The organism is Neobacillus bataviensis LMG 21833 (genome assembly GCF_000307875.1).
In the GTDB taxonomy this organism is placed as follows: Bacteria; Bacillota; Bacilli; order Bacillales; family Cytobacillaceae; genus Neobacillus; species Neobacillus bataviensis.
In genome coordinates, this window is sequence record NZ_AJLS01000059.1 from 47,279 (window position 1) to 68,711 (window position 21,433).

Genomic DNA, 21,433 nt, shown 5'->3' on the forward strand with positions numbered 1-21,433 from the left:
CGGAAATTATTATGATGGCATTTTATAATGCTACCACAAATGACATTTCAGGTCAACTATTTTATCGCTCTAATAATAAAATAGCCTTTTGACTTGTTAATAGTCTCAACCTCGGAAAATAGTGACTGCAATTTTTCTAGCGTAGATGGTGCTCCTTGTTTCTTTTGAATAACTACCCAAAGAGCACCCGTTGAAACAAGATGTTCGTAGCTTTGTTCAAAAATATCATGAACTGTTTTTTTTCCCGCCCTAATCGGTGGATTTGTTAAAATAGCAGCGAAGTTATTTCCCTTAACAGATAACAACCGGTCACTTTCATAAATTTCAACATTTTCAATCCGGTTTAGGGATGCATTTTCACTCGCTAACTGGATTGCTCGTTCATTTACATCAACCATGTGAACCGTACGCCCTGGGTTGTCTTTAGCAATCGATAAGCCAATCGGCCCGTAGCCGCAGCCTACATCAAGCACAAATCCTTCAGCCTCCGGCATCACAAAAGACTCAATGAGTAATCGTGAGCCAAAATCTACTTCTCCTTTTGAAAAAACACCGTTATCGGTTTTAAAGCGAAAAGGATGATTTCTCAAGGTGTAATCCCAAAATTTCGGATTGCTCTCAACCTTCTGGGTTCGAGAATAGTAGTGTTCAGTCACCTGACTCACCTCCTGAGGAGAAAATAATTGAAGATAATTGAGGACTTTCCATTAAAATAATTTAAGCCAAAAAAAGCCCGCTTATACAGCGAGCTTTTCTATAGAAAAATTACTTAACTTCAACGTTAGCTCCAACTTCATCAAGCTTAGCTTTGATTGCTTCAGCATCTTCTTTAGAAACGCCTTCTTTAACAGCTTTTGGAGTGTTGTCAACAAGGTCTTTTGCTTCTTTAAGTCCAAGACCAGTGATTTCACGAACAACTTTGATAACTTTGATTTTTTGATCGCCAGCGCTAGCTAGGATTACATCAAATTCAGTTTGCTCTTCAACAGCAGCAGCACCAGCTCCGCCTACCATTGCTACAGGAGCAGCAGCAGTTACGCCGAATTCTTCTTCGATTGCTTTTACAAGATCGTTAAGTTCTAAAACAGTCATAGATTTAACTGCTTCAATGATTTGTTCTTTAGTCATGATTAAGTTTCCTCCTTAGTTTTCGTTCATATTAGTTTAGCGATAAGATTAACTTACGCGCCTTGTTCTTCTTTTTGATCTGCCACAGCTTTTGTAGCAAGAGCAAGATTGCGAATTGGAGCTTGTAGTACGCTGAGTAGCATAGAAAGCAAGCCTTCGCGTGATGGTAGATCTGCAAGAGCTTTAATCTCTTCTGCTGTTGCGACATTTCCTTCGATTACACCTGCTTTAAGTTCAAGTGCCTCGTGTTTTTTCGCAAAGTCATTTAAGATTTTAGCTGGTGCTACTACATCTTCAGTACTGAACGCGATCGCGTTCGGACCTGTTAAAGCTTCATTTAAGCCAGAAAGTTCAGCTGCTTCAGCCGCACGACGTGTCATCGAGTTCTTGTAAACTTTGAATTCAACGCCTGCTTCGCGGAGTTGTTTACGTAGTTCAGTCACTTCAGAAACTGAAAGACCACGGTAATCAACAACAACAGTTGATACACTATTCTTTAATTTACCAGCGATTTCGTCAACGATCTGTTTTTTTACTTCGATTGCACTGCTCATCTTTACACCTCCTGTAGATTTTCTACATTTATACCAGGCATGTAAATGCCTCCATATCGGTCTAGACATGGAGGCAGGATACAACAGCTGATTACACAGCTGAATCTATTCGCTACACCTCGGCAGGACATTAAGCCTAATGGCACCTGCTGTCTACAGTACAAATGTTTTTTATTTAAACAACAAAACTGATTATAGTAAATCTATTTTGTTTTGTCAATTGGGAAATATTACTTAACTGTAACAGATGAAGGGTCTACCTTCACACCAGGTCCCATTGTTGAAGCAACTGTTACGTTCTTCATGTAGGTTCCTTTTGCAGCTGCAGGTTTAACTTTTACCATTGTTTCAAATATAGTGTTGAAATTTTCAACAAGCTTTTCGTTTTCGAAAGATGCTTTACCGATTGGCACATGAATATTACCAGATTTATCTACACGGTATTCAACTTTACCTGCTTTGATTTCATTGATTGCTCTTGTTACATCAAATGTAACAGTGCCTGTTTTAGGGTTTGGCATTAAGCCTTTAGGTCCTAATACACGACCAAGCTTACCAACTTCACCCATCATGTCAGGAGTTGCTACGATTACATCAAAATCAAACCAACCTTGTTGGATTTTGTTGATGTATTCTGAATCTCCAACATAATCAGCACCAGCTGCTTCCGCTTCTTTCACTTTCTCACCCTTCGCGAATACTAAAACGCGTTGAGTTTTACCAGTTCCGTTTGGAAGTACAACTGCACCACGAATTTGTTGGTCAGCTTTCTTAGGGTCAACACCTAAACGGAAAGCTACTTCAAGAGTCGCATCAAATTTTGTGTAGTTTGTTTTCTTAGCAAGATCAATTGCTTCTGCAATTGGATATGCTTTTAAGCGATCTACAAGCTTTGAAGCTTCTAAATACTTTTTACCTTTTTTAGCCATGTTTATTTCCTCCTAGAATGTGGTTTTAGCGAATTATTCTCCCACGAATAAAGGTTGCGCAGAACGCAACCCCACTCATTAAACACTAACAGTTACATGGATTAGTCTTCGATGACGATACCCATGCTGCGTGCAGTACCTTCAACCATGCGCATTGCTGCTTCAACGCTTGCTGCGTTTAGGTCAGGCATTTTTTGTTCCGCAATCTCGCGTACTGTATCACGCTTTACTGTTGCTACTTTATTACGGTTAGGTTCACCAGAACCAGACTGAATTCCAGCTGCTACTTTTAAAAGAACGGCAGCAGGAGGAGTTTTCGTAATAAATGTAAATGAACGGTCTTCAAAAACCGTGATTTCAACAGGAATGATCAATCCAGCTTGATCTGCTGTACGAGCGTTAAATTCTTTACAGAATCCCATGATGTTAACACCGGCTTGACCTAATGCAGGACCAACTGGCGGCGCTGGGTTTGCTTTACCAGCAGGAATTTGTAATTTAACGACTTTAATTACTTTTTTAGCCACGAGACACACCTCCTTAAAGTCCGTGATGTGGTAACTGGGATCCTTTAGGAACCCTCCCACTCAGGCATCTGTCTTTATATACTAATCATAAAGAACTTAAACATTAGTCTAGTCTCAAATTGGAGACATACTGACCTATGAAATAGTAACATTATTTAAAAATGATTTCAAGTTTTTTTACATTATAATTTCTCAATTTGTGTAAATTCGAGTTCTACCGGTGTATCACGGCCAAACATATTGACTAAAACTTTAAGCTTAGATTTATCCTTGTCCATCTCTTCAATAGACCCGGTAAAGTTTGCAAACGGGCCTTCTTTCACGCGAACCGTTTCACCAATTTCATAGTCAAAATCCACTCGTTTTTCTTCTACGCCCATGCGCTTTAGTAAATGAGTCACTTCTTCCGGAAGCAATGGAGTCGGCTTTGAACCCGAACCAGATGAGCCAACAAATCCTGTTACACCAGGTGTGTTTCGCACAACATACCAAGAATCATCTGTCATGACAATTTCCACTAATACATAACCAGGGAAAACCTTTCGTTTTACAACCTTTTTCTTGCCGTTTTTGATTTCTGTTTCTTCTTCTTCTGGTACAACAACACGGAAGATTTTATCTGCCATGCCCATTGATTCTACCCGCTTTTCTAAATTCGCCTTAACTTTATTTTCATAACCTGAGTACGTATGGACTACATACCAATTCTTTTCCATATAAGAGGACTAGATGTCCGTCCCTCCCTATCTACTATCGATATACTGCTTTTTTATTGAACTTTGATAATCATCTAGCTCCAGCGCCTAGGGGCTCGGGGTCATAAGCCAATCAGTCAAGAAGGCTAAAGAGCAGCCTTCTCGCCTGCTCGTCTTATGCCTGTCGCCCCTGAGCAAGGCGCTTCCGCTTTTGTAATCCAAATTAAAAAACCCGTCAAAACGGGCTTTTAGCTGAAATTTCCTTTATTGATTACCATTATACCATGAATGATAACTATTTATTCAAGAATTAAGCGAATCAATTTTGAAATTCCTAAATCGAGAACCGCAAAGAATACTCCAAAAAATACAACAGTTGATAAAACAGTAATGGTAGAACGAGTCAGTTCGCTTCGTTTTGGCCAGCTAACCTTTCCCATTTCGCGGACAATATCACTGAAGAACTTCTTTAAGCGTTTCATTATTCGTAACCCCCAACTATCTTAAGTAGCTTTTGCTAGCCTCAATTAACATTATTTTGTTTCCCGGTGCAGGGTGTGGGTTGCGCAAGTTTTACAGAATTTCTTTATTTCCAATCGTTCGCTCTGCTCTTGCTTGCTGGTGGTCGAATAATTCCGCGAGCCACAATCTACACAGGCAAGGATGACTTTTTTGCTCAAATTCGACACCTTCAACCAGTTTTTTTAAAGAATAAACTAGGAAACACCTCAAAAATCGGGCAATACCGCTTATCCTTTTTCCCTCAAAATGTAACACGACCCCTAATTATTGTCAATATCTGCTGTGAGCAGATTCATACTTATGACAAAAATCTGCAATAAAATTAGAATGAAAATTCCCGGATTTCCAAGTAGCGTTCAAGCTTTCTTTTCACCCGCTGCAGGGCATTATCAATAGATTTCACATGACGATTAAGCTCCTCAGAAATCTCCTGATAGGATTGGCCATCTAAATAAAGTGCTAATACTTTCCGTTCTAAGTCACTTAATAATTCAGTCATTTTGACTTCTATATGGTCAAATTCTTCTTGATTGATGATTAATTCTTCCGGATCCAGTACTTTAGTGCCAGACAACACATCCATCAATGTTCGGTCTGATTCTTCGTCGTAAATAGGCTTGTCCAAGGACACATAGGAATTTAGCGGAATATGTTTTTGCCGTGTTGCCGTCTTAATTGCTGTGATAATTTGCCGAGTGATGCATAGCTCAGCAAATGCCTTGAAGGAGGTAAGCTTGTCCTCACGAAAGTCACGAATCGCCTTATAAAGGCCAATCATCCCCTCCTGGACAATATCCTCTTTATCTGCCCCAATTAAAAAATAGGATCTTGCTTTTGCACGCACAAAATTACGATACTTATGGATTAAATAATCCAATGCTTCACTATCACCTTGGTGCACCAAATCAACAATTTCTTCATCTTCCATTACGATAAAGTGTTCGTTGATCTTCGTCCCGAAGTCTGTACTCAAAGTAGATCCCCTCCACCGAACATGCATAGATATTACTAGTATACAGTACATATATATTGAAGTCGATGCTTATTTCTGCCCTCTGCGCCACTTTTCAAAAATTTCTGCCATTTCATCACTAATCGGAATTTTAGTACCTGGTTTCTTTTCTTGGATCTTTTTTACTTTCTTTTCAATGCCTTTTTCAATCGTTGACATTTCTAGAAGCAGCTCACGAGCGGACTTGCGTAAGGCGCCTTGTCCAAAAATCGCCCATTGCTCCGTAAAATCGGAGGTAGCCACATGGATTTGCGTTCTTCGATTACTTAAACTGATGGCCATTTTTTCAATCCGCTCATCTGCTGTTTCATTTTCCTTCGTGAAGATGACCTCTACTTTATGATTTTTATATTTTTTCTCTATCCCTTGCACATAATAGGCATCAAATACAACAATGACGCGGTAACCGGAAAAGGCTTGATATTCTGCCATTCTTTCCACCAAACGATCCCTTGCAGCAGGTAAATCTCGCTCTTTCAACGCCCTTAGCTCCGGCCAGGCACCAATAATGTTATATCCGTCGACAAGCAGGATATCCATATGCTACCTCGCAAGCGGGTGCCGTTTTCGATAAACCTCATACATGAGTAAGGATGCCGCTACTGAAGCATTTAACGAGGTCACTTTTCCGACCATCGGCATTTGAATCAGAAAATCACATTTATCTCGAATTAATCGTCCCATTCCTTTTCCCTCACTACCGATCACTAAGCCAAGTGGGAGCGTACCATCCAATTGCCGATAATCTTCCTTTCCTTTCGCATCTGTTCCAGCGATCCATACGCCCCGTTCTTTTAATTCATCAATCGTTCGCGCCATATTTGTCACACGGACAACTGGTATATACTCAATCGCGCCTGTTGAGGCCTTCGCAACGGTTGCTGTTAGGCCGACAGCCCTTCGCTTTGGAATAATAATGCCATGTGCCCCGACAGCGTCTGCCGTCCTCATAATCGATCCCAGGTTATGCGGATCCTCGATTTCATCCAGCAATAAAAAGAAAGGTGATTCATTTTTCTTTTCAGCTGCGGTAAATAAATCATCTAATTCTGCATATTGATAGGCAGCCACATAGGCTAAGACACCTTGATGATTTTGATCGCTGATTTGATCAATTTTTTTCTTGGGGACATATTGGACAATGACATGTGCTTCCTTTGCCAATTGTGTAATTTGCTGCATTTGACCGCGCTGCGAACCTTCCGCAATTAAGATTTTATTAATATCCCGCTCCGATTTAAGTGCCTCAATGACAGGGTTTTTCCCAACGATATAGTCCTCATTCACTGTACCGTTCCTCCTTTCTGTTCTTCAACATATAAAAATGCTTTTTCCACGAGCTCTTCTAAGCGCTCTTTCTTTTCTTCCAAAAATAAATAGCCCATTAATGCTTCAAACGCGGTGCTGTAACGATACGTCTGGACATCGGTATTTTTCGGAACCGTGCCGGACTTTGCATTTCTGCCGCGCATCACCACAGCTAATTCTTCTTCAGTTAATAGTTGTTCGTCCATCAGTTGAAAAAGAACTTGGCACTGGGCCTTCGCGGAGACGTACGTTGTCGCTAAGCGGTGCAATTGGTGCGGTCTTACCTTACCGTTATAAAGAAGGTGCCGTCTCACATATGACTCAAAAACCGCATCGCCCATGTAGGCCAAGGCGAGGCTATTCAATTGTTTGGCATTGACGTTGTTCTCATAATCAAGCATGAATTAGCCTCTTTTCCACCTTGTACCTTGTGCGGTGTCTTCTAAAATGATATTCATTTCCTTTAGCTGATCCCTGATTTGATCAGATAGTTGGAAATTTCGATCCTTACGTGCCTGATTGCGTTTTTCGATCAGTGCATCAATTTCTTCGTCCAGCATTTCTTCGCTGCCGAGTGTTAGCCCAAGCACACGGAATAGCTCTTCAAATTGGTTTGTAAAGGCATCAATGACCTCTATCGCAGTATTTTTTTCTAATAGATAATAATTAGCTTGCTTGGAAAGCTCAAATAATACAGAAATGGCTAAAGCGGTATTAAAGTCATCATCCATTGCCTCAACGAATGAGCCTTGTAAGGCAGCTATTTTATCCAGCCACTCTTGATTATTATCGGTTAAGTCTGTGCTCGCTTCTTTCCGATGTTTTAAATTTTGATAGGAAGTAGTTAGACGTTCATAGGCCGCCTTTGTGTTCTCCAATAATTCTTCACTGTAATTAATCGGATTACGATAATGAACGGATAACATAAAGAAGCGCAGCACTTGCGGATTATGCCTTTTTATAATGTCATGCACTAGCACGAAATTCCCCAATGATTTTGACATTTTTTCATTATCAATATTGATGTAACCGTTATGCATCCAATAACGGGAAAACAACTTCCCTGACAGGGCTTCTGATTGGGCTATTTCATTTTCATGGTGCGGGAAGGTTAAATCCTGACCGCCTGCATGGATATCAATCGTTTCACCCAGATACTTTTTCGCCATTGCTGAGCACTCGATATGCCAGCCAGGCCGGCCCGGCCCCCAAGGGCTATCCCAGAAGATTTCCCCTTCCTTCGCCGCTTTCCATAAAGCAAAGTCCAAATCATCTTGTTTCTTATCACCCACTTCAATCCGTGCACCGACTTGCAGGTCGTCAATCGATTGGTGGGAAAGCTTGCCGTATTCATCAAATCTTCGTGTCCGGAAGTAAACATCGCCTTCTGATTCATAGGCAAAGTCTTTTTCTACTAATTTCTGAATGAAATCGACGATTATATCCATATTTTCCATTACCCGCGGGTGAACATCCGCTTTTTCACAGCCCAATGCAGAAACATCTTCAAAGTAGGCATTGATGAAGCGGTCAGCAATTGTTGGGACATCTTCCCCTAACTGATTGGCGGCGCGAATCAATTTATCGTCCACATCAGTAAAATTAGAGACATATTGGACAGCAAAGTCGCGGTACTCCAAGTAGCGGCGAACCGTATCAAATACAATCGCCGGACGGGCATTGCCGATGTGGATATAATTATAGACGGTCGGCCCGCAGACATACATTTTTACCTTTCCTTCTTCTAGCGGGATGAAGGCTTCTTTTTTTCTTGTGAGTGTATTATAAATTTGAATGGCCATTGACTTTAATTCCTTCCTCTTTTAATTCAAACAGTTCCTCCTGGAGCTGACTTAGTTCTGCTTGCATTTCCTTTAAGCGGTCGGCAACCGGATCCGGCAGGTCACAATGGTTTAAATCTTTATTAATTCGCTTTCCGTCCTGTATGACGACTCTGCCTGGAATTCCCACTACCGTCGAATTTGGGGGAACCTCTTTTAAGACCACAGAACCGCCGCCTATTTTCGAATTTTCACCGACGGTAATTGACCCCAGCACCTTTGCCCCAGTGGCAATCAAGACATTGTCTTTAATCGTCGGATGCCGTTTTCCTTTTTCTTTCCCCGTACCACCGAGCGTCACGCCTTGGTATATGGTTACATTATCCCCAATTTCGCAGGTTTCTCCAATCACAACGCCCATACCGTGATCAATAAAAAAGCGCCTGCCTATTTTTGCCCCTGGATGAATTTCAATTCCCGTAAAAAATCGGCTTACTTGAGAAATGACTCGTGCCAGAAAGAATAATTTACTATTAAAGAATGCGTGTGCGATTCGATGTGACCAAATCGCATGTAATCCTGAATACGTTAAGATAACTTCTAGATAACTCCTTGCCGCAGGATCTTGTTCAAAAACAACCTCGACGTCCTCCTTAAACTTTTTGAACATCGCCATTCCCCCCCTTTGTTTTTTTGCAAAATATGAAAAGCGCAAGCGCCCTGTTCAGCGGCGTATGGCCTGGAGCGCTCCAACTGAGATAAAGGAAACACGATGAGCCGGAGGCGAATCGATGTTGACTTATCGTAGGGCGGAGAGCGAAGGACATTAGCCGCTAGGGCGCTGAAGCTAGACAATAAAAAAGCGCCCCTGTCGTATCGACAGAGACGCATTACGCGTGGTTCCACTCTGATTAGACCAATTAGCTAATTTCATGCTGTTCGTAATGAACACACCCCCCTAGCTATAAAAGTCTCACTCTAACTTGTTAACGGATGGCTCCGCCCATATCTACTCAGGAGTTGACCCTTTTCGAAATGGGGCTCAGAGGTGCATTTCAAATCAGGAGGGGCTTAAACCACTTTCAGCCGGTGATGGTTCTCTCTTTCAAGCATCCTTTTCCTACTTTTCCTCATCTACGCTTTAGACTATGAATTTACTTTCTTATACTATATTACATTTTTCTCTTATTGTTAACTAATAATTTTATGAATTCTGTTTTGCACTTTACTTTTGCCCAAAAGCTCAATTGTCTGCGGCAAATCCGGGCCATGTGTTTGCCCTGTTACTGCCGCACGAATTGGCATAAACAGATTTTTCCCCTTTTGACCAGTGGACTTTTGAACCGCCTTCATTGCCGCCTTAATGCCATCGGCTTGGAAGCTTTCAAGCTGGTCTAGCTCATGAGAAAATGCCTTTAATACTTCTGGAACTGTTTCCCCTGCTAAAATTTCCTTTGCCTCTTCTTCGTATTCTGCATCCTCTTTAAAGAATAGGTCTGATAGTTCAACGATTTCTGCACCAAAGCTCATTTTTTCTTGTAAAAGCGCTACTAATTGGCGTGTCCATTGATGCTGTTCATCAGTTAGATTGGCACTCACACGACCAGCCTTGATTAAATGCGGAAGGGCAAGTTCAAGCAGGCGGTCAACTTCAATCGTTTTCATGTATTGGTTGTTCATCCATGTCAGCTTTTGCTTATCAAATAATGCCGGTGATTTTGATAAACGGCTGGCATCGAATAGTTCGATAAATTCATTTTTTGAGTAAAGCTCATCTTCACCCGCCGGTGACCAGCCGAGTAAGGTAATAAAGTTAAATAATGCTTCGGGAAGGTACCCTAATTCTTCGTATTGCTCAATGAATTGAATAATCGATTCATCCCGCTTACTTAACTTTTTCCGGCTTTCATTGACAATCAGCGTCATATGCCCAAAGACCGGCGGTTCCCAGCCTAATGCTTCATAGACCATCAGCTGCTTCGGTGTGTTGGAAATATGGTCATCACCGCGAAGCACATGGGAGATCTTCATTAAATAATCATCGACCGTTACCGCAAAATTATAGGTTGGCGTTCCATCCTTTTTAATGATGACCCAATCACCCATACCTTCTGATTCGAAGGAAACTGAGCCCTTAACCATATCATCAAACGTATAGGTTCTTCCTTCTGGTACGGCAATTCGAATACTTGGCTCCCGGCCTTCTTGTTCAAGTTGACGGCGCTCTTCCTCAGTTAAATGACGGCATTTACCGGAATAATGCGGAGTTTCGCCTCGTTCCGTTTGCGCTTCCCGCTCTGCTTCAAGCTCTGCTTCGTTACAATAGCATTTATAGGCATGACCATCTGCTAATAATTGATTGTAGTAGGTTTCATATAGATCATTCCGCTCTGATTGGCGATATGGCCCGTATTCCCCGCCGACATCGACACTTTCATCCCAATCCATGCCAAGCCATTTTAAATACTTTAACTGGCTTTCCTCACCGCCGGCAATATTCCGCTTTTTATCAGTATCTTCAATCCGGATAATAAATTTTCCGCCTTGACTGCGTGCAAATAAATAGTTGAATAACGCAGTACGGGCGTTTCCGATATGTAAATGTCCCGTTGGACTTGGTGCATACCTTACACGAACTTCGTTTGACATAATAATAATGCCTCCATGAATAATTAGTTTGTTCTCAACTGATTATTTTATCATTTCTTTTTCAATAAAACTACTACTTGGGAGGCAATGCCTTCCCCTCTGCCAGTAAAGCCTAGTTTCTCCGTCGTAGTCGCTTTTACATTAATTTGTTCTGGTGCTGCCTCAAGTAATTCCGCAATTCGGGAGCGCATTTGCTCTATATAGGGAGCCATTTTCGGCTTTTGCGCGATAATGGTGCAATCCGCATTAACCAACTCGTAGCCCTTCTCCTTAACCAGCATCCATACATGCTCCATCAGCTTTGCTGAATCCGCATCTTTAAAATTCGGATCGGTATCGGGGAAGTGCTTGCCAATATCCCCCTCCCCAATTGCTCCAAGGCAGGCATCTGAAACTGTATGTAATAGTACATCTGCATCGGAATGACCCAAAAGACCCTTTTCATAAGGGATCGTAATGCCGCCAATAATAAGCGGGCGCCCTTCTGTTAATTGGTGAACATCGAAACCCTGTCCAATTCGAAACATCAACAAAACTCCTTCTCTCTCTTTTTCAGTATCGCTTCCGCAAAGTACAAATCTTCCGGTGTTGTCAGTTTGATATTGTCATAATCACCTTCCACAATGGCAACAGGCATATTCAGCCGTTCAACTAAACTGGCATCATCCGTTCCAAGGAAATGATCCGCTTCCGCTTTCTCGTAGGCTTTCCGAAGTAAAGAAATACGAAAAGCTTGCGGGGTTTGAACAGCCCACAAGCTTGAACGTTCGACAGTTTCCACAATCACACCATCTTGTACCTTTTTCATGGTATCTTTTGCCGGCACCCCAATAATGGCCGCACCTGTTTCTTCTGCTGTTTCTGCTAAACGGTGGATTTGTTCCTTGCGAATAAATGGTCGGGCCGCATCATGAACCAGGATAATATCATTGGTATTTACTGTTTTAAGGGCATTATAAATACTATGCTGGCGTTCTTCGCCACCCCGTACTAAATTCATTACCTTCTTAATATGATACTTTTTAAGCAATGCTTTAAACTCTTTTTCATCATGAGGGTGAATCGCTAAAATAATACCGCTACACCCTTCATCCTCATCGAACACCTTTAATGTATGGATTAGTACAGGCACACCATTTAGCTCTAACAAAAGCTTGTTTCTTCCTGCTCCCATTCTTTTTCCCTGACCAGCAGCCGGGAGAATGACTTGGTAAGTCATAAAAAAACCCCAATCTATCTATCTAGGTCCAGCTACAGCGCTTTTTCTAAAAGTTTTGGTTTTGCAAAAATCATCCGTCCAGCAGATGTCTGGAGCACACTTGTCACTAGTACCTCAATTCGCTTGCCGATATATTCTCTTCCTTCTTCGACAACAATCATGGTTCCGTCATCTAAATAAGCAACACCCTGATGATACTCTTTCCCATCCTTGATTACTTGAACGGTAAGTTCCTCACCTGGAAGGACAACTGGCTTCACAGCATTTGCCAAATCATTGATGTTTAACACCGTGACATTCTGCAGCTCACATACTTTATTTAAATTAAAATCATTCGTGACGAGGATGCCATTTGTTAATTTTGCTAGTTTCACGAGTTTCGAGTCTACTTCGCTAATTTCCTCAAAATCGCCCTCATATATTTCTACCTTGATGGCGAGTTCTTTTTGAATCCGATTTAAGATATCTAATCCTCTGCGGCCGCGGTTTCGTTTCAACACATCGGAAGAATCCGCGATATGCTGCAGCTCCTCAAGAACGAATTGTGGGATCACAATTGTTCCTTCCAAAAAGCCCGTCTGACAAATATCAGCGACACGTCCGTCAATAATCACGCTCGTGTCCAATATTTTTAAAGCTTTGCCGGCGGCTGCCTTTTCGGCCTCCTCATCCCCGGGCTTTTTCTTGTTTCCACGATTACCAAAAAGGCCTAATAGCTCATCCCTCTTTTTAAAACCTACTTGAAAGCCCATATAACCAAATAAAAGCGTCAACAAGATGGGAGCAACGGCATTCAAAATTGGCACTTGAACAGCATTAAGGGCAAAGCCAATTAAAAAGGCCACGATTAATCCGAAAATTAACCCAACGCTGCCAAATAACACGTCCGTTACAGGGATTTTCACTAAAGAATCTTCTGCCCATTTTATGAAATTAAAGACATAATCTACCGCCCAAAAGGTAATAAGATAAAAAATAATAGCACCTAAAATAGCAGTAACATATGAGTTATTGATAATCGGAATGTCGTCCATAGAAAATAATTTGAACAACTCCGGCAATAACAATATACCAAGCGTTCCTCCCATAATGAGGAAGCATGCTTGCACGATTCGTTTTAACATTCCTTCACCTCCTCTAATACATTATAAACATATTCCCAAAATTGAAACGTTGAATTTGTGATTATTTTTCCAAATTGTAAAGGATTTGAAACAGTTCTGTGATGTAAAAATCTTACTCCTCATAGGGTAGCATCTGTAAAAATTTGTGTCAAACAAATTGAAATTCACCATTTTAACACACGATATTTGCCTTTTCAATGCTTTTTATAGGTGACGGTCTGTATATAGCCGCTCTTTAATTAACTTAAAACCTTCTTTTATCTTTTTCGCACGTACTTCGCCGATACCTTCGACATCATCCAGTTCCTCTACTGTGGCATAGATAATTTTTGACAATTCACCAAATGAACTAATAAGATTCTCTATGATTATGGTGGGTAATCTTGGGATCTTATGTAAAATCCGATAGCCTCGTGGAGGTTTATTTTCATCGAGATGGACATAGCCTAGGTAGCCCAATAATTTTAATAAAACGACATCCTCAATTGTTCCGCTCGATGTCAATGCCTGCATGCGCTGCAGGATATCCCTTACCTTACTATCCCGTTCGCAGGCATAATCTTTCATAATCAGCATCATTTCTTCTTCTAAATCTGTTAGGATTTCATTCATTTGCAAGCGAATAAGTCGTCCCTCTGTCCCCAATTCATGGAGAAAGGTTAATAGTTCATTTTTAATCTTTAACACCATTTCAAAACGATGGAGAACTAGTAAAATATCGTTATAGGTAACAGATTCCTCGAACTCTAAAATACTTAAATTGGTCACACTTTTCTCAAGCACTGCCTTATATTTTTCAAGCGTTTGAATAGCTTGATTGGCTTTTGTTAAAATGACAGCAATGTCCTTTAAAGCATAACGGAAATTCCCTTGGTACAAGGTAATCACATTTCTTCTTTGGGAAATGGCAATCACCAAGGTTTTTGTTTGTTTGGCTGCTCTTTCAGCCGTCCGGTGCCGCATCCCTGTTTCGGACGATGGTATTTCTGGGTTTGGTGCAAGCTGGGCATTAGCAAAAAGGATCTTATTACCTGTTTCATTTAAAATGATGGCGCCATCCATTTTGGCCAGTTCATATAAAAAGCTTGGCGAAAAAGGACAATTGATTTCAAAGCCGCCATCCACAATACTTTTTACCCTTTCATTATAGCCAACGACAATGAGCCCCCCTGTATTTGCCCTAAGGACATTATCAATCCCCTCGCGAATAGGTGTACCGGGCGCAAGAAACTGCAAGACATCACTAATAGATTGTTCACCAAGCTTTTTATTGTCCATCTGCTATCCCCCTATGAATAATGGCAAGTTCACTGACAATATGTGCTAATTCAATTATATATTATATTCTATGGACCTATCACCAAACTGCCTTTAGGTTATTTAGAAGGGGTAATCACTAAAAACCTTATTAATGACCTCAGAAAGCGTATTACAAGGTATTACATCTATTTGTTTAAAGCTATTTGGATTTTTTAGTGCATTCTTAGCTATATACACTTTCTTAAATCCCATTCTCTCTAATTCCTTTACTCTAGACTCAAGTGCTGGAACTTTCTTTAACTCACCTGTTAAACCAATATCGGCAATAAACACAGTATCATTGGTGATGCCTTTATCTTTATAAGAAGATACAATACTCATCAACGCTGCAAGATTACTTGATTGCTCTTTCAGTCGAATTCCCCCCGTAGTCTTAATAACCACATTCTGATTGAGCATTTGCAGACTTGCTCTTTGTTCCAAAATAGCTGTCAGAGTGCTTATTTGGTCTTTTCGCATACATTCACCTATTCGGGAAGGATACGGTGTGAATGTTGGTGAAACTAAACTTTCTATTTCTACAATAATAGGTCTTGTACCTTCTTTAATTACGGTTAAGGCACTTCCACTTACGACTTCATCTCTTTGAGTCATAAAGAACTCGGATGGATTCTCTATCCCAACCATTCCAGTCTCCGTCATAGCAAAAAAGCCCATTTCCCCTGTGCTGCCATATCGATTTTTACTTGCCGAAAGAGCCTTTAGTTCTTCACCTTGTTCTCCATCAATGATTAAGACCGTATCAACTAAATGTTCTAATGCTCTTAATCCAGCAAGTTCGTCATCTTTGGTCATTTGTCCAACCATAATCACTGCACGTGGTCTATTAGCGCTTTTAGCCACCTTTAAAAGCTCATTTGCACACTCCATTGTCTGGGTTGGAGAGCCAGGTCTTGAATTGTACTCTTCCAGAACAAATGTTTGAATACTGTCGATGATGATTAAGTCGGGATCCACTTCTTCGATACAAGCAAGAACATTATTTAAGCTTGTGTCAGAGTGTACAAAGATATTTTCATCCACTCTTGGTAAAATACGTTCGGCTCTTCGCTTAATTTGACTATCACTTTCTTCACCCGAGGCATACAACACCTTTAACCCTTTTTGAGCAAGATCTTGGGATACTTGTAAAAGAAGAGTAGACTTTCCCGCACCAGGTTTAGCAGTAATAATGGTTATAGAATCTCTTACGATTCCACCCCCCATTACCCTATTAAACTCACCGATATCGGTGATAATTCTATCACTATTTTGTGATTTAGCTTCTGTTAACCTTTTAACAGTTGCAATCCCCTTTGCTACCTTCGTTGCAGTGGATTGTTTTTCATTATTTTCTTCCTGAAGCGTACTCATCGCACCACAGGCATTACAAAATCCTTGCCACTTTGGATGGTAGTGACCACAGCTGGAACAAACGTAGACTGTTTTTTTCTTTGCCATTGTTTTGCACTTCCTAATTAAAAATCTCCTAGTATTGTTCAAAAAACGGAAAAAGAGGTACACGGGTTGATTTTATTCACGTGTACCTCATACTTTGTTAAACGGTATTTATACGGCTATTTTACTAAGCTTGTTTTTTCTGCCATTCTTACAATAAATTCGCCTTGAGCTACATCAATTATAACATTTTGACCTGTTAATAATGTTCCCTTTAATAATTCTTCAGAAAGTCGGTCTTCAATATGCTTTTGAATCGCTCTTCTTAGCGGCCTTGCCCCGTATTCAGGGTCATAACCTTCCTGTGAAATCTTCTCTTTCGCAGCATCCGTTAATTCTAAGGAAATATCTTGCTCTTTTAAGCGTTTGATTAACTGTTCAGAAAGCAAGGTAACAATTTCATTCAGATGCTTTCTCTCTAATGCATGGAAGACAATGATTTCATCGATTCGATTCAAGAATTCCGGACGGAAAGCCTTTTTCAATTCTTCCATCACTTTACCCTTCATATCCTTGTAATCCTGCTGACCATCTTGAATATTAAAGCCAACATATTTGTTTCGTTTTAGTTGTTCCGCACCAACATTCGATGTCATAATCAGGACTGTATTTCGGAAATCCACTGTTCTTCCTTTTGAATCCGTTAATCGGCCATCCTCAAGTACTTGAAGCAGGATATTAAATACATCCGGATGTGCCTTTTCAATTTCGTCCAGCAGTATGACAGAATATGGTTTTCTGCGAACCTTTTCCGTTAATTGTCCGCCTTCCTCATAACCGACATATCCCGGAGGCGAACCTACAAGTCTAGATGTGGAGTGTTTCTCCATATATTCCGACATATCAATCCGGATCATCGCATCTTCATCACCGAACATAGCTTCTGCTAAGGCACGAGCTAATTCAGTTTTCCCCACACCAGTAGGTCCAAGGAAGACAAAGGAACCGATTGGGCGTTTTGGATCTTTTAACCCAGCTCTCGCACGGCGAACAGCCTTTGAAACAGCGATAACAGCTTCTTCTTGGCCGATAATACGAGAATGGAGTATCTCTTCTAAATTTAGGAGTTTAGCTGTTTCAGTTTCTGCAAGCTTGGAGACAGGAACACCAGTCCAGCTCGATACTACACTCGCGATATCCTCAACTGTCACTTCATTATTTTCTTTTCCTTGTTTTTCTTTCCACGTTTTCTTCGTTTCTTCAAGTTGTTCACGAAGTCGCTGCTCTGTATCTCGTAATGACGCAGCCTTTTCAAATTCCTGACTTTGGACAGCTGAATCCTTTTCTTTTCTTACTTCATCAAGCTTAACCTCTAATTCTTTTAAATTAGGCGGCGTTGTATAAGAGCGAAGCCGTACCTTTGACCCTGCTTCATCGATTAAGTCAATTGCTTTATCCGGCAGGAACCTGTCAGAAATATAACGATCTGAAAGTTTAACTGCTGCTTGGATCGCCTCATCCGTAATCGAAACGCGGTGGTGTGCCTCATAACGGTCACGCAAGCCTTCTAAAATTTGAATGGATTCCTCAGCTGTTGGTTCATCGACGCGAATCGGCTGGAAGCGTCGTTCTAGCGCAGCGTCTTTTTCAATATATTTTCGATATTCATCAAGTGTTGTGGCCCCAATACATTGCAGCTCTCCGCGAGCAAGAGAAGGTTTTAAGATGTTGGAGGCATCGATAGCACCTTCCGCTCCACCGGCACCAATTAATGTGTGCAGCTCATCAATGAATAAAATGATATTTCCCGCCTGGCGGATTTCATCCATCACCTTTTTCAAACGATCCTCGAATTCACCGCGATATTTTGTTCCTGCGACAACCGTTCCCATATCAAGGGTCATCACGCGCTTATCGCGAAGGATCTCAGGTACTTCATTATTGACAATTTGCTGTGCAAGCCCCTCGGCGATCGCTGTTTTACCTACACCCGGTTCACCGATTAGCACAGGATTATTTTTGGTTCGACGGCTTAGCACTTCAATAACACGCTGAATCTCTTTACTGCGTCCAATCACCGGATCCAGGCTGCCTTCTCTAGCAATTGACGTTAAATCTCTCGCAAGACCATCAAGTGTTGGTGTGTTTGCACTCGCTGACGCCCCGCCCTGATGGCCGCCAGATTCATTACTGCCTAATAATTGCAGCACTTGCTGGCGCGCCTTATTTAAGCTGACACCAAGATTATTAAGTACCCGGGCAGCAACCCCTTCTCCTTCACGGATTAAACCCAGCAGGATATGTTCGGTGCCAACATAGGAGTGGCCCAACTTTCGAGCCTCGTCCATTGATAATTCAATGACCTTCTTCGCTCTAGGAGTATAGTGAATCGTTTGGGAAGTTTCTTGTCCTTTGCCAATTAAATTTTCCACTTCTTTTTGGATTTTATCAGAACCTAAACCAAGCCCATATAGCGCCTTTGCGGCAATTCCTTCACCTTCGCGAACTAACCCTAACAAAATATGCTCAGTCCCAATGTTGTTATGTCCAAGTCGAATCGCTTCCTCTTGTGCCAATGCAAGTACCTTCTGTGCCCTTTCGGTAAAACGTCCAAACATCATATTCTCTTCCTCCTCACCTATTTTTGAAGTTCCATTTTTAGTCGTTCCCTAATTAATGCCGCTCTTCTAATATCCCTTTCGTACGGCCGCAATGGACCGCCGGCATATTGCTGAAGAAAACCCGGCTGGGTCAAAATCATTAATTCATTTAATATCGATTTTGGCATATTTTCTATATACCCCATATCTATGCCAATCCTTACATCTGATAAACATCTTGCTGCTTCTTTTGTTTCGATAATTCGGCTATTAGTCAAAACCCCTAATGAGCGGTACACCCTGTCTTCTAATTGTATGTTAGAAGTTTTTCGTAATGCTTCACGGGCAGACCTTTCTTGTGAAATTAACTGGCTTACGATACCCTTTAGATCGCGACAGATATCCTCTTCCGATTTGCCTAGAGTAATTTGATTGGAGATTTGAAAAATATTCCCCAGTGCCTCACTGCCCTCACCGTAAATCCCTCTAACAACAAGACCTAATTGATGGATAGCAGGTATGATTCGATTTATTTGCTGTGTTAAGATTAACCCAGGTAAATGCATCATTACGGATGCACGGAGGCCTGTGCCCACATTAGTGGGACAGCTTGTTAAATAACCGTGCTTCTCATCAAAAGCAAATTGAATATTACTTTCAAGCCAATCATCGATTTCATTCGCGGCTTCCAATGCTTCAGATAATTGTAAACCAGGAAACAAGCATTGAATCCGAATATGATCCTCTTCATTAATCATAATACTAACTTCTTCGTTTTCGGTTAATAGAACGGCACCGTGCGGTGATTCCTCAGCCAGTTTTGGGCTGATCAAATGCTTTTCTACTAAGACCCTTTTCTGAAGAGGCTGCATTTCATCAATTTTTAACAATTCCATCTGGCCAAATTTTTGAACATGGGTTTTACTTAAAATATCTTCCATATTTACAATAATCATTTTTGCTTCTTCATGTGAAAAAACAGTTGGAAATTTATAGTCCTCAAAGTTTCGCGCCAAACGGATGCGGGAACTAAGAACAATGTCCGAATCAGGCCCTTCCTCGTTCATCCAGGAACTGACAGCTTGATTTAAAAAACGTTCAAGCGACACGTTAATCCCCTCCCTCAACACTTTCGGCTAATTTTTTCTCTAATGTACGTATTTCATCGCGTATTTCCGCTGCCTTTTCAAATTCTTCATGGTTGATGGACTCTTTTAAATCACCTTTTAACTCTTCGATTTGTTTTCGAAGATGAATCCCCCCGCCAATTCGTTTTGGGATTTTCCCATTGTGGGTCCAGTTCCCACTATGAAGCCGCCTTAAAACAGGCTTTAATTGATCCTTAAAGGTCTCATAGCAATGTGAACATCCAAAGCGGCCAATCTCTAAAAACTGTGGAAATGTCATAGCACAATGCGTGCATTGAAGGATTTCCTCCTGATGAAACGGGCTTTGGCTCGGTTTTTGAAAAGTGGGGTCGATATTTAATAAACCTGCTAATAAATTATTAAACGCAAAACCCGACTCTCCATTTAAGATAAACATTTCGCCTTTTTCCTGAGCACATTTCTCACAAAGATGCACTTCTGTTTTTTCGCCATTAATGATTTTTGTAAAATGAAGTGCTGCAGGCCTTTGATTGCATTCTTGGCAAATCATATTTTCACCTCTCCGGCTGCGATAATTATTTATATTTTAAAGAAGTTAACATGGCTTTTAGCATTCTTGCTCTTAATTCATCACGGAACGGAAGATCAATATATAATACAGAGCGATCAATGACACTCAACATAATCTTCGCCTCACGCTTTGTAATGATCTCCTCTTGAACAAGTCTTACAATGACATCCTCGGCACTTGTTTGACTAATCCGATTTTGAAAAAGTGAAAGCAAATGGTCGATTAAATGGGCAAAATCGTGGGATTGAACCTTCATAATCCGAATATATCCGCCACCGCCTCGTTTACTTTCAACCATATATCCTCTTTCAATCGTAAACCGCGTATTGATTACATAATTGATTTGTGAGGGTACACATTGAAATTTATCTGCAATTTCACTGCGCTTAATTTCAACCAGATCCTCTTCACTCAGTTCTAGAACCTGCTTTAGATATTTTTCAATAATATCGGAGATGTTTCTCATCTTCCCACCCCCCATCATCTGACTTTGACTATATTTGACTTTAATTATACTGAAAATTCCATGGAGATGCAACGAATCACTACTACTGATTTTCTCCAAATTTCACGGTTGCGAAACCTATGAATGGTGGTAATAAACTACTAAATATTTTTTTGAGGGTGAAACGTAAAAAATTCAGGCATACTTTCTTTGTTGGAATTCTCATCTTTCTGTTATAACTGAATGTTGATTTTACTGTTTTTGAAAAATAAACGGGAAAATTCCATTTATATTGGGAAAAACCCATATTTTCTTAAAAATAAAGGTAGTTTTTCCGTTTATAGTGTCCAAATCTTTGGATTTTGTCCTATCTTGAGCAGTTAATCGGAATATCTTCGCTTATATCCGCTTCTTAAGCTTCCTCTATATACATTAGCCGGAAATTCTCCGCCTATGAATTCTCATACCCCCATGAAAATCAACAATTAAAAGTAACAGAACCTAACGCAAAAAGGACAATCCTATTGGATTGTCCTTTTCATTTGCCTGGCAACGTCCTACTC

24 protein-coding genes and 2 other annotated features are annotated in these 21,433 nt (G+C 40.8%); all 24 genes read right to left on the minus strand.

The genetic code is table 11. From position 1 onward, the window contains the following. Nucleotides 1-56: 56 nt before the first annotated feature. Nucleotides 57-656, minus strand: coding sequence for a class I SAM-dependent methyltransferase (locus tag BABA_RS11200; RefSeq protein ID WP_007085299.1), 600 nt, complete (start codon nucleotides 654-656; stop codon nucleotides 57-59). Nucleotides 657-765: 109 nt separating this feature from the next. Next, nucleotides 766-1,128: a 50S ribosomal protein L7/L12 gene (rplL, locus tag BABA_RS11205; RefSeq protein ID WP_007085300.1), complete on the minus strand. Its 363-nt coding sequence runs from the start codon at nucleotides 1,126-1,128 to the stop codon at nucleotides 766-768. Nucleotides 1,129-1,181: 53 nt separating this feature from the next. Further along, complete coding sequence (rplJ, locus tag BABA_RS11210; protein WP_007085301.1) at nucleotides 1,182-1,682, minus strand: 50S ribosomal protein L10; 501 nt, start codon at nucleotides 1,680-1,682, stop codon at nucleotides 1,182-1,184. 33 nt (nucleotides 1,683-1,715) lie between these two features. Then, nucleotides 1,716-1,859, minus strand: a sequence feature (ribosomal protein L10 leader region). A gap of 53 nt (nucleotides 1,860-1,912) precedes the next feature. Beyond that, nucleotides 1,913-2,611, minus strand: coding sequence for a 50S ribosomal protein L1 (gene rplA / locus BABA_RS11215; protein ID WP_007085302.1), 699 nt, complete (start codon nucleotides 2,609-2,611; stop codon nucleotides 1,913-1,915). Between the two features lie 101 nt (nucleotides 2,612-2,712). Further along, on the minus strand, nucleotides 2,713-3,138 hold the full coding sequence (gene rplK / locus BABA_RS11220; RefSeq protein ID WP_007085303.1) for a 50S ribosomal protein L11: 426 nt from the start codon (nucleotides 3,136-3,138) through the stop codon (nucleotides 2,713-2,715). 182 nt (nucleotides 3,139-3,320) lie between these two features. Then, nucleotides 3,321-3,854 carry a transcription termination/antitermination protein NusG gene (gene nusG, locus BABA_RS11225; protein ID WP_007085304.1) on the minus strand — a complete coding sequence of 178 codons (534 nt, stop codon included), beginning with the start codon at nucleotides 3,852-3,854 and terminating at the stop codon, nucleotides 3,321-3,323. Between the two features lie 278 nt (nucleotides 3,855-4,132). After that, nucleotides 4,133-4,315, minus strand: a complete 183-nt coding sequence (gene secE / locus BABA_RS11230; protein ID WP_007085305.1) for a preprotein translocase subunit SecE — start codon at nucleotides 4,313-4,315, stop codon at nucleotides 4,133-4,135. Between the two features lie 51 nt (nucleotides 4,316-4,366). Continuing rightward, the gene (gene rpmG / locus BABA_RS26505) at nucleotides 4,367-4,513 is read right to left on the minus strand and encodes a 50S ribosomal protein L33 (RefSeq protein WP_007085306.1); all 147 of its coding nucleotides are present in this window, start codon (nucleotides 4,511-4,513) and stop codon (nucleotides 4,367-4,369) included. 164 nt (nucleotides 4,514-4,677) lie between these two features. Then, nucleotides 4,678-5,328 (minus strand): RNA polymerase sporulation sigma factor SigH, encoded by a 651-nt coding sequence (gene sigH, locus BABA_RS11240; RefSeq protein ID WP_007085307.1) that lies wholly within the window; start codon nucleotides 5,326-5,328, stop codon nucleotides 4,678-4,680. A gap of 69 nt (nucleotides 5,329-5,397) precedes the next feature. After that, nucleotides 5,398-5,907: an NYN domain-containing protein gene (locus BABA_RS11245; protein WP_007085308.1), complete on the minus strand. Its 510-nt coding sequence runs from the start codon at nucleotides 5,905-5,907 to the stop codon at nucleotides 5,398-5,400. Between the two features lie 3 nt (nucleotides 5,908-5,910). Next, on the minus strand, nucleotides 5,911-6,654 hold the full coding sequence (rlmB, locus tag BABA_RS11250) for a 23S rRNA (guanosine(2251)-2'-O)-methyltransferase RlmB (RefSeq protein ID WP_007085309.1): 744 nt from the start codon (nucleotides 6,652-6,654) through the stop codon (nucleotides 5,911-5,913). Beyond that, the gene (locus BABA_RS11255) at nucleotides 6,651-7,076 is read right to left on the minus strand and encodes a Mini-ribonuclease 3 (protein WP_007085310.1); all 426 of its coding nucleotides are present in this window, start codon (nucleotides 7,074-7,076) and stop codon (nucleotides 6,651-6,653) included. Before BABA_RS11255 ends, rlmB begins: the two co-directional genes overlap by 4 nt. Before the next feature lie 3 nt (nucleotides 7,077-7,079). Then, nucleotides 7,080-8,477 (minus strand): cysteine--tRNA ligase, encoded by a 1,398-nt coding sequence (gene cysS / locus BABA_RS11260; protein ID WP_007085311.1) that lies wholly within the window; start codon nucleotides 8,475-8,477, stop codon nucleotides 7,080-7,082. Further along, on the minus strand, nucleotides 8,458-9,126 hold the full coding sequence (cysE, locus tag BABA_RS11265; RefSeq protein WP_007085312.1) for a serine O-acetyltransferase: 669 nt from the start codon (nucleotides 9,124-9,126) through the stop codon (nucleotides 8,458-8,460). The genes cysS and cysE overlap by 20 nt, the downstream gene beginning before the upstream one ends. Nucleotides 9,127-9,334: 208 nt before the next feature. Further along, nucleotides 9,335-9,602: a binding site (T-box leader), on the minus strand. 45 nt (nucleotides 9,603-9,647) lie between these two features. Further along, the gene (gene gltX / locus BABA_RS11270; RefSeq protein ID WP_007085313.1) at nucleotides 9,648-11,105 is read right to left on the minus strand and encodes a glutamate--tRNA ligase; all 1,458 of its coding nucleotides are present in this window, start codon (nucleotides 11,103-11,105) and stop codon (nucleotides 9,648-9,650) included. A 50-nt stretch (nucleotides 11,106-11,155) separates the two neighbouring features. Then, complete coding sequence (gene ispF / locus BABA_RS11275) at nucleotides 11,156-11,632, minus strand: 2-C-methyl-D-erythritol 2,4-cyclodiphosphate synthase (RefSeq protein WP_007085314.1); 477 nt, start codon at nucleotides 11,630-11,632, stop codon at nucleotides 11,156-11,158. Further along, nucleotides 11,632-12,324: a 2-C-methyl-D-erythritol 4-phosphate cytidylyltransferase gene (ispD, locus tag BABA_RS11280; RefSeq protein WP_007085315.1), complete on the minus strand. Its 693-nt coding sequence runs from the start codon at nucleotides 12,322-12,324 to the stop codon at nucleotides 11,632-11,634. Before ispD ends, ispF begins: the two co-directional genes overlap by 1 nt. Nucleotides 12,325-12,356: 32 nt before the next feature. Then, nucleotides 12,357-13,448, minus strand: a complete 1,092-nt coding sequence (locus BABA_RS11285; protein ID WP_007085316.1) for a PIN/TRAM domain-containing protein — start codon at nucleotides 13,446-13,448, stop codon at nucleotides 12,357-12,359. Nucleotides 13,449-13,652: 204 nt separating this feature from the next. After that, nucleotides 13,653-14,726 carry a DNA integrity scanning diadenylate cyclase DisA gene (gene disA / locus BABA_RS11290; RefSeq protein WP_007085317.1) on the minus strand — a complete coding sequence of 358 codons (1,074 nt, stop codon included), beginning with the start codon at nucleotides 14,724-14,726 and terminating at the stop codon, nucleotides 13,653-13,655. Nucleotides 14,727-14,828: 102 nt separating this feature from the next. After that, a complete protein-coding gene (gene radA, locus BABA_RS11295; protein ID WP_007085318.1) occupies nucleotides 14,829-16,208 on the minus strand; it encodes a DNA repair protein RadA in 1,380 nt (459 codons plus the stop codon). Nucleotides 16,209-16,324: 116 nt separating this feature from the next. Further along, entirely contained in the window at nucleotides 16,325-18,766 is a 2,442-nt protein-coding gene (gene clpC, locus BABA_RS11300) for an ATP-dependent protease ATP-binding subunit ClpC (protein ID WP_007085319.1), read from the minus strand. Between the two features lie 17 nt (nucleotides 18,767-18,783). Beyond that, entirely contained in the window at nucleotides 18,784-19,854 is a 1,071-nt protein-coding gene (locus BABA_RS11305; protein WP_007085320.1) for a protein-arginine kinase McsB, read from the minus strand. A 1-nt stretch (nucleotide 19,855) separates the two neighbouring features. Beyond that, on the minus strand, nucleotides 19,856-20,404 hold the full coding sequence (locus BABA_RS11310; RefSeq protein ID WP_007085321.1) for a protein-arginine kinase activator protein McsA: 549 nt from the start codon (nucleotides 20,402-20,404) through the stop codon (nucleotides 19,856-19,858). Nucleotides 20,405-20,429: 25 nt separating this feature from the next. Beyond that, the gene (locus BABA_RS11315; protein WP_007085322.1) at nucleotides 20,430-20,891 is read right to left on the minus strand and encodes a CtsR family transcriptional regulator; all 462 of its coding nucleotides are present in this window, start codon (nucleotides 20,889-20,891) and stop codon (nucleotides 20,430-20,432) included. Nucleotides 20,892-21,433 lie beyond the last annotated feature (542 nt).

Bases quoted from the DNA above. Each gene is read 5' to 3' on its own strand.
- rplL (WP_007085300.1), bottom strand. From the start codon at position 1,128: ATGACTAAAGAACAAATCATTGAAGCAGTTAAATCTATGACTGTTTTA.
- rplJ (WP_007085301.1), bottom strand. From the start codon at position 1,682: ATGAGCAGTGCAATCGAAGTAAAAAAACAGATCGTTGACGAAATCGCT.
- rplA (WP_007085302.1), bottom strand. From the start codon at position 2,611: ATGGCTAAAAAAGGTAAAAAGTATTTAGAAGCTTCAAAGCTTGTAGAT.
- nusG (WP_007085304.1), bottom strand. From the start codon at position 3,854: ATGGAAAAGAATTGGTATGTAGTCCATACGTACTCAGGTTATGAAAAT.
- secE (WP_007085305.1), bottom strand. From the start codon at position 4,315: ATGAAACGCTTAAAGAAGTTCTTCAGTGATATTGTCCGCGAAATGGGA.
- BABA_RS11245 (WP_007085308.1), bottom strand. From the start codon at position 5,907: ATGGATATCCTGCTTGTCGACGGATATAACATTATTGGTGCCTGGCCG.
- BABA_RS11255 (WP_007085310.1), bottom strand. From the start codon at position 7,076: ATGCTTGATTATGAGAACAACGTCAATGCCAAACAATTGAATAGCCTC.
- cysS (WP_007085311.1), bottom strand. From the start codon at position 8,477: ATGGCCATTCAAATTTATAATACACTCACAAGAAAAAAAGAAGCCTTC.
- cysE (WP_007085312.1), bottom strand. From the start codon at position 9,126: ATGTTCAAAAAGTTTAAGGAGGACGTCGAGGTTGTTTTTGAACAAGAT.
- gltX (WP_007085313.1), bottom strand. From the start codon at position 11,105: ATGTCAAACGAAGTTCGTGTAAGGTATGCACCAAGTCCAACGGGACAT.
- ispF (WP_007085314.1), bottom strand. From the start codon at position 11,632: ATGTTTCGAATTGGACAGGGTTTCGATGTTCACCAATTAACAGAAGGG.
- ispD (WP_007085315.1), bottom strand. From the start codon at position 12,324: ATGACTTACCAAGTCATTCTCCCGGCTGCTGGTCAGGGAAAAAGAATG.
- BABA_RS11285 (WP_007085316.1), bottom strand. From the start codon at position 13,448: ATGTTAAAACGAATCGTGCAAGCATGCTTCCTCATTATGGGAGGAACG.
- disA (WP_007085317.1), bottom strand. From the start codon at position 14,726: ATGGACAATAAAAAGCTTGGTGAACAATCTATTAGTGATGTCTTGCAG.
- radA (WP_007085318.1), bottom strand. From the start codon at position 16,208: ATGGCAAAGAAAAAAACAGTCTACGTTTGTTCCAGCTGTGGTCACTAC.
- clpC (WP_007085319.1), bottom strand. From the start codon at position 18,766: ATGATGTTTGGACGTTTTACCGAAAGGGCACAGAAGGTACTTGCATTG.
- BABA_RS11310 (WP_007085321.1), bottom strand. From the start codon at position 20,404: ATGATTTGCCAAGAATGCAATCAAAGGCCTGCAGCACTTCATTTTACA.
- BABA_RS11315 (WP_007085322.1), bottom strand. From the start codon at position 20,891: ATGAGAAACATCTCCGATATTATTGAAAAATATCTAAAGCAGGTTCTA.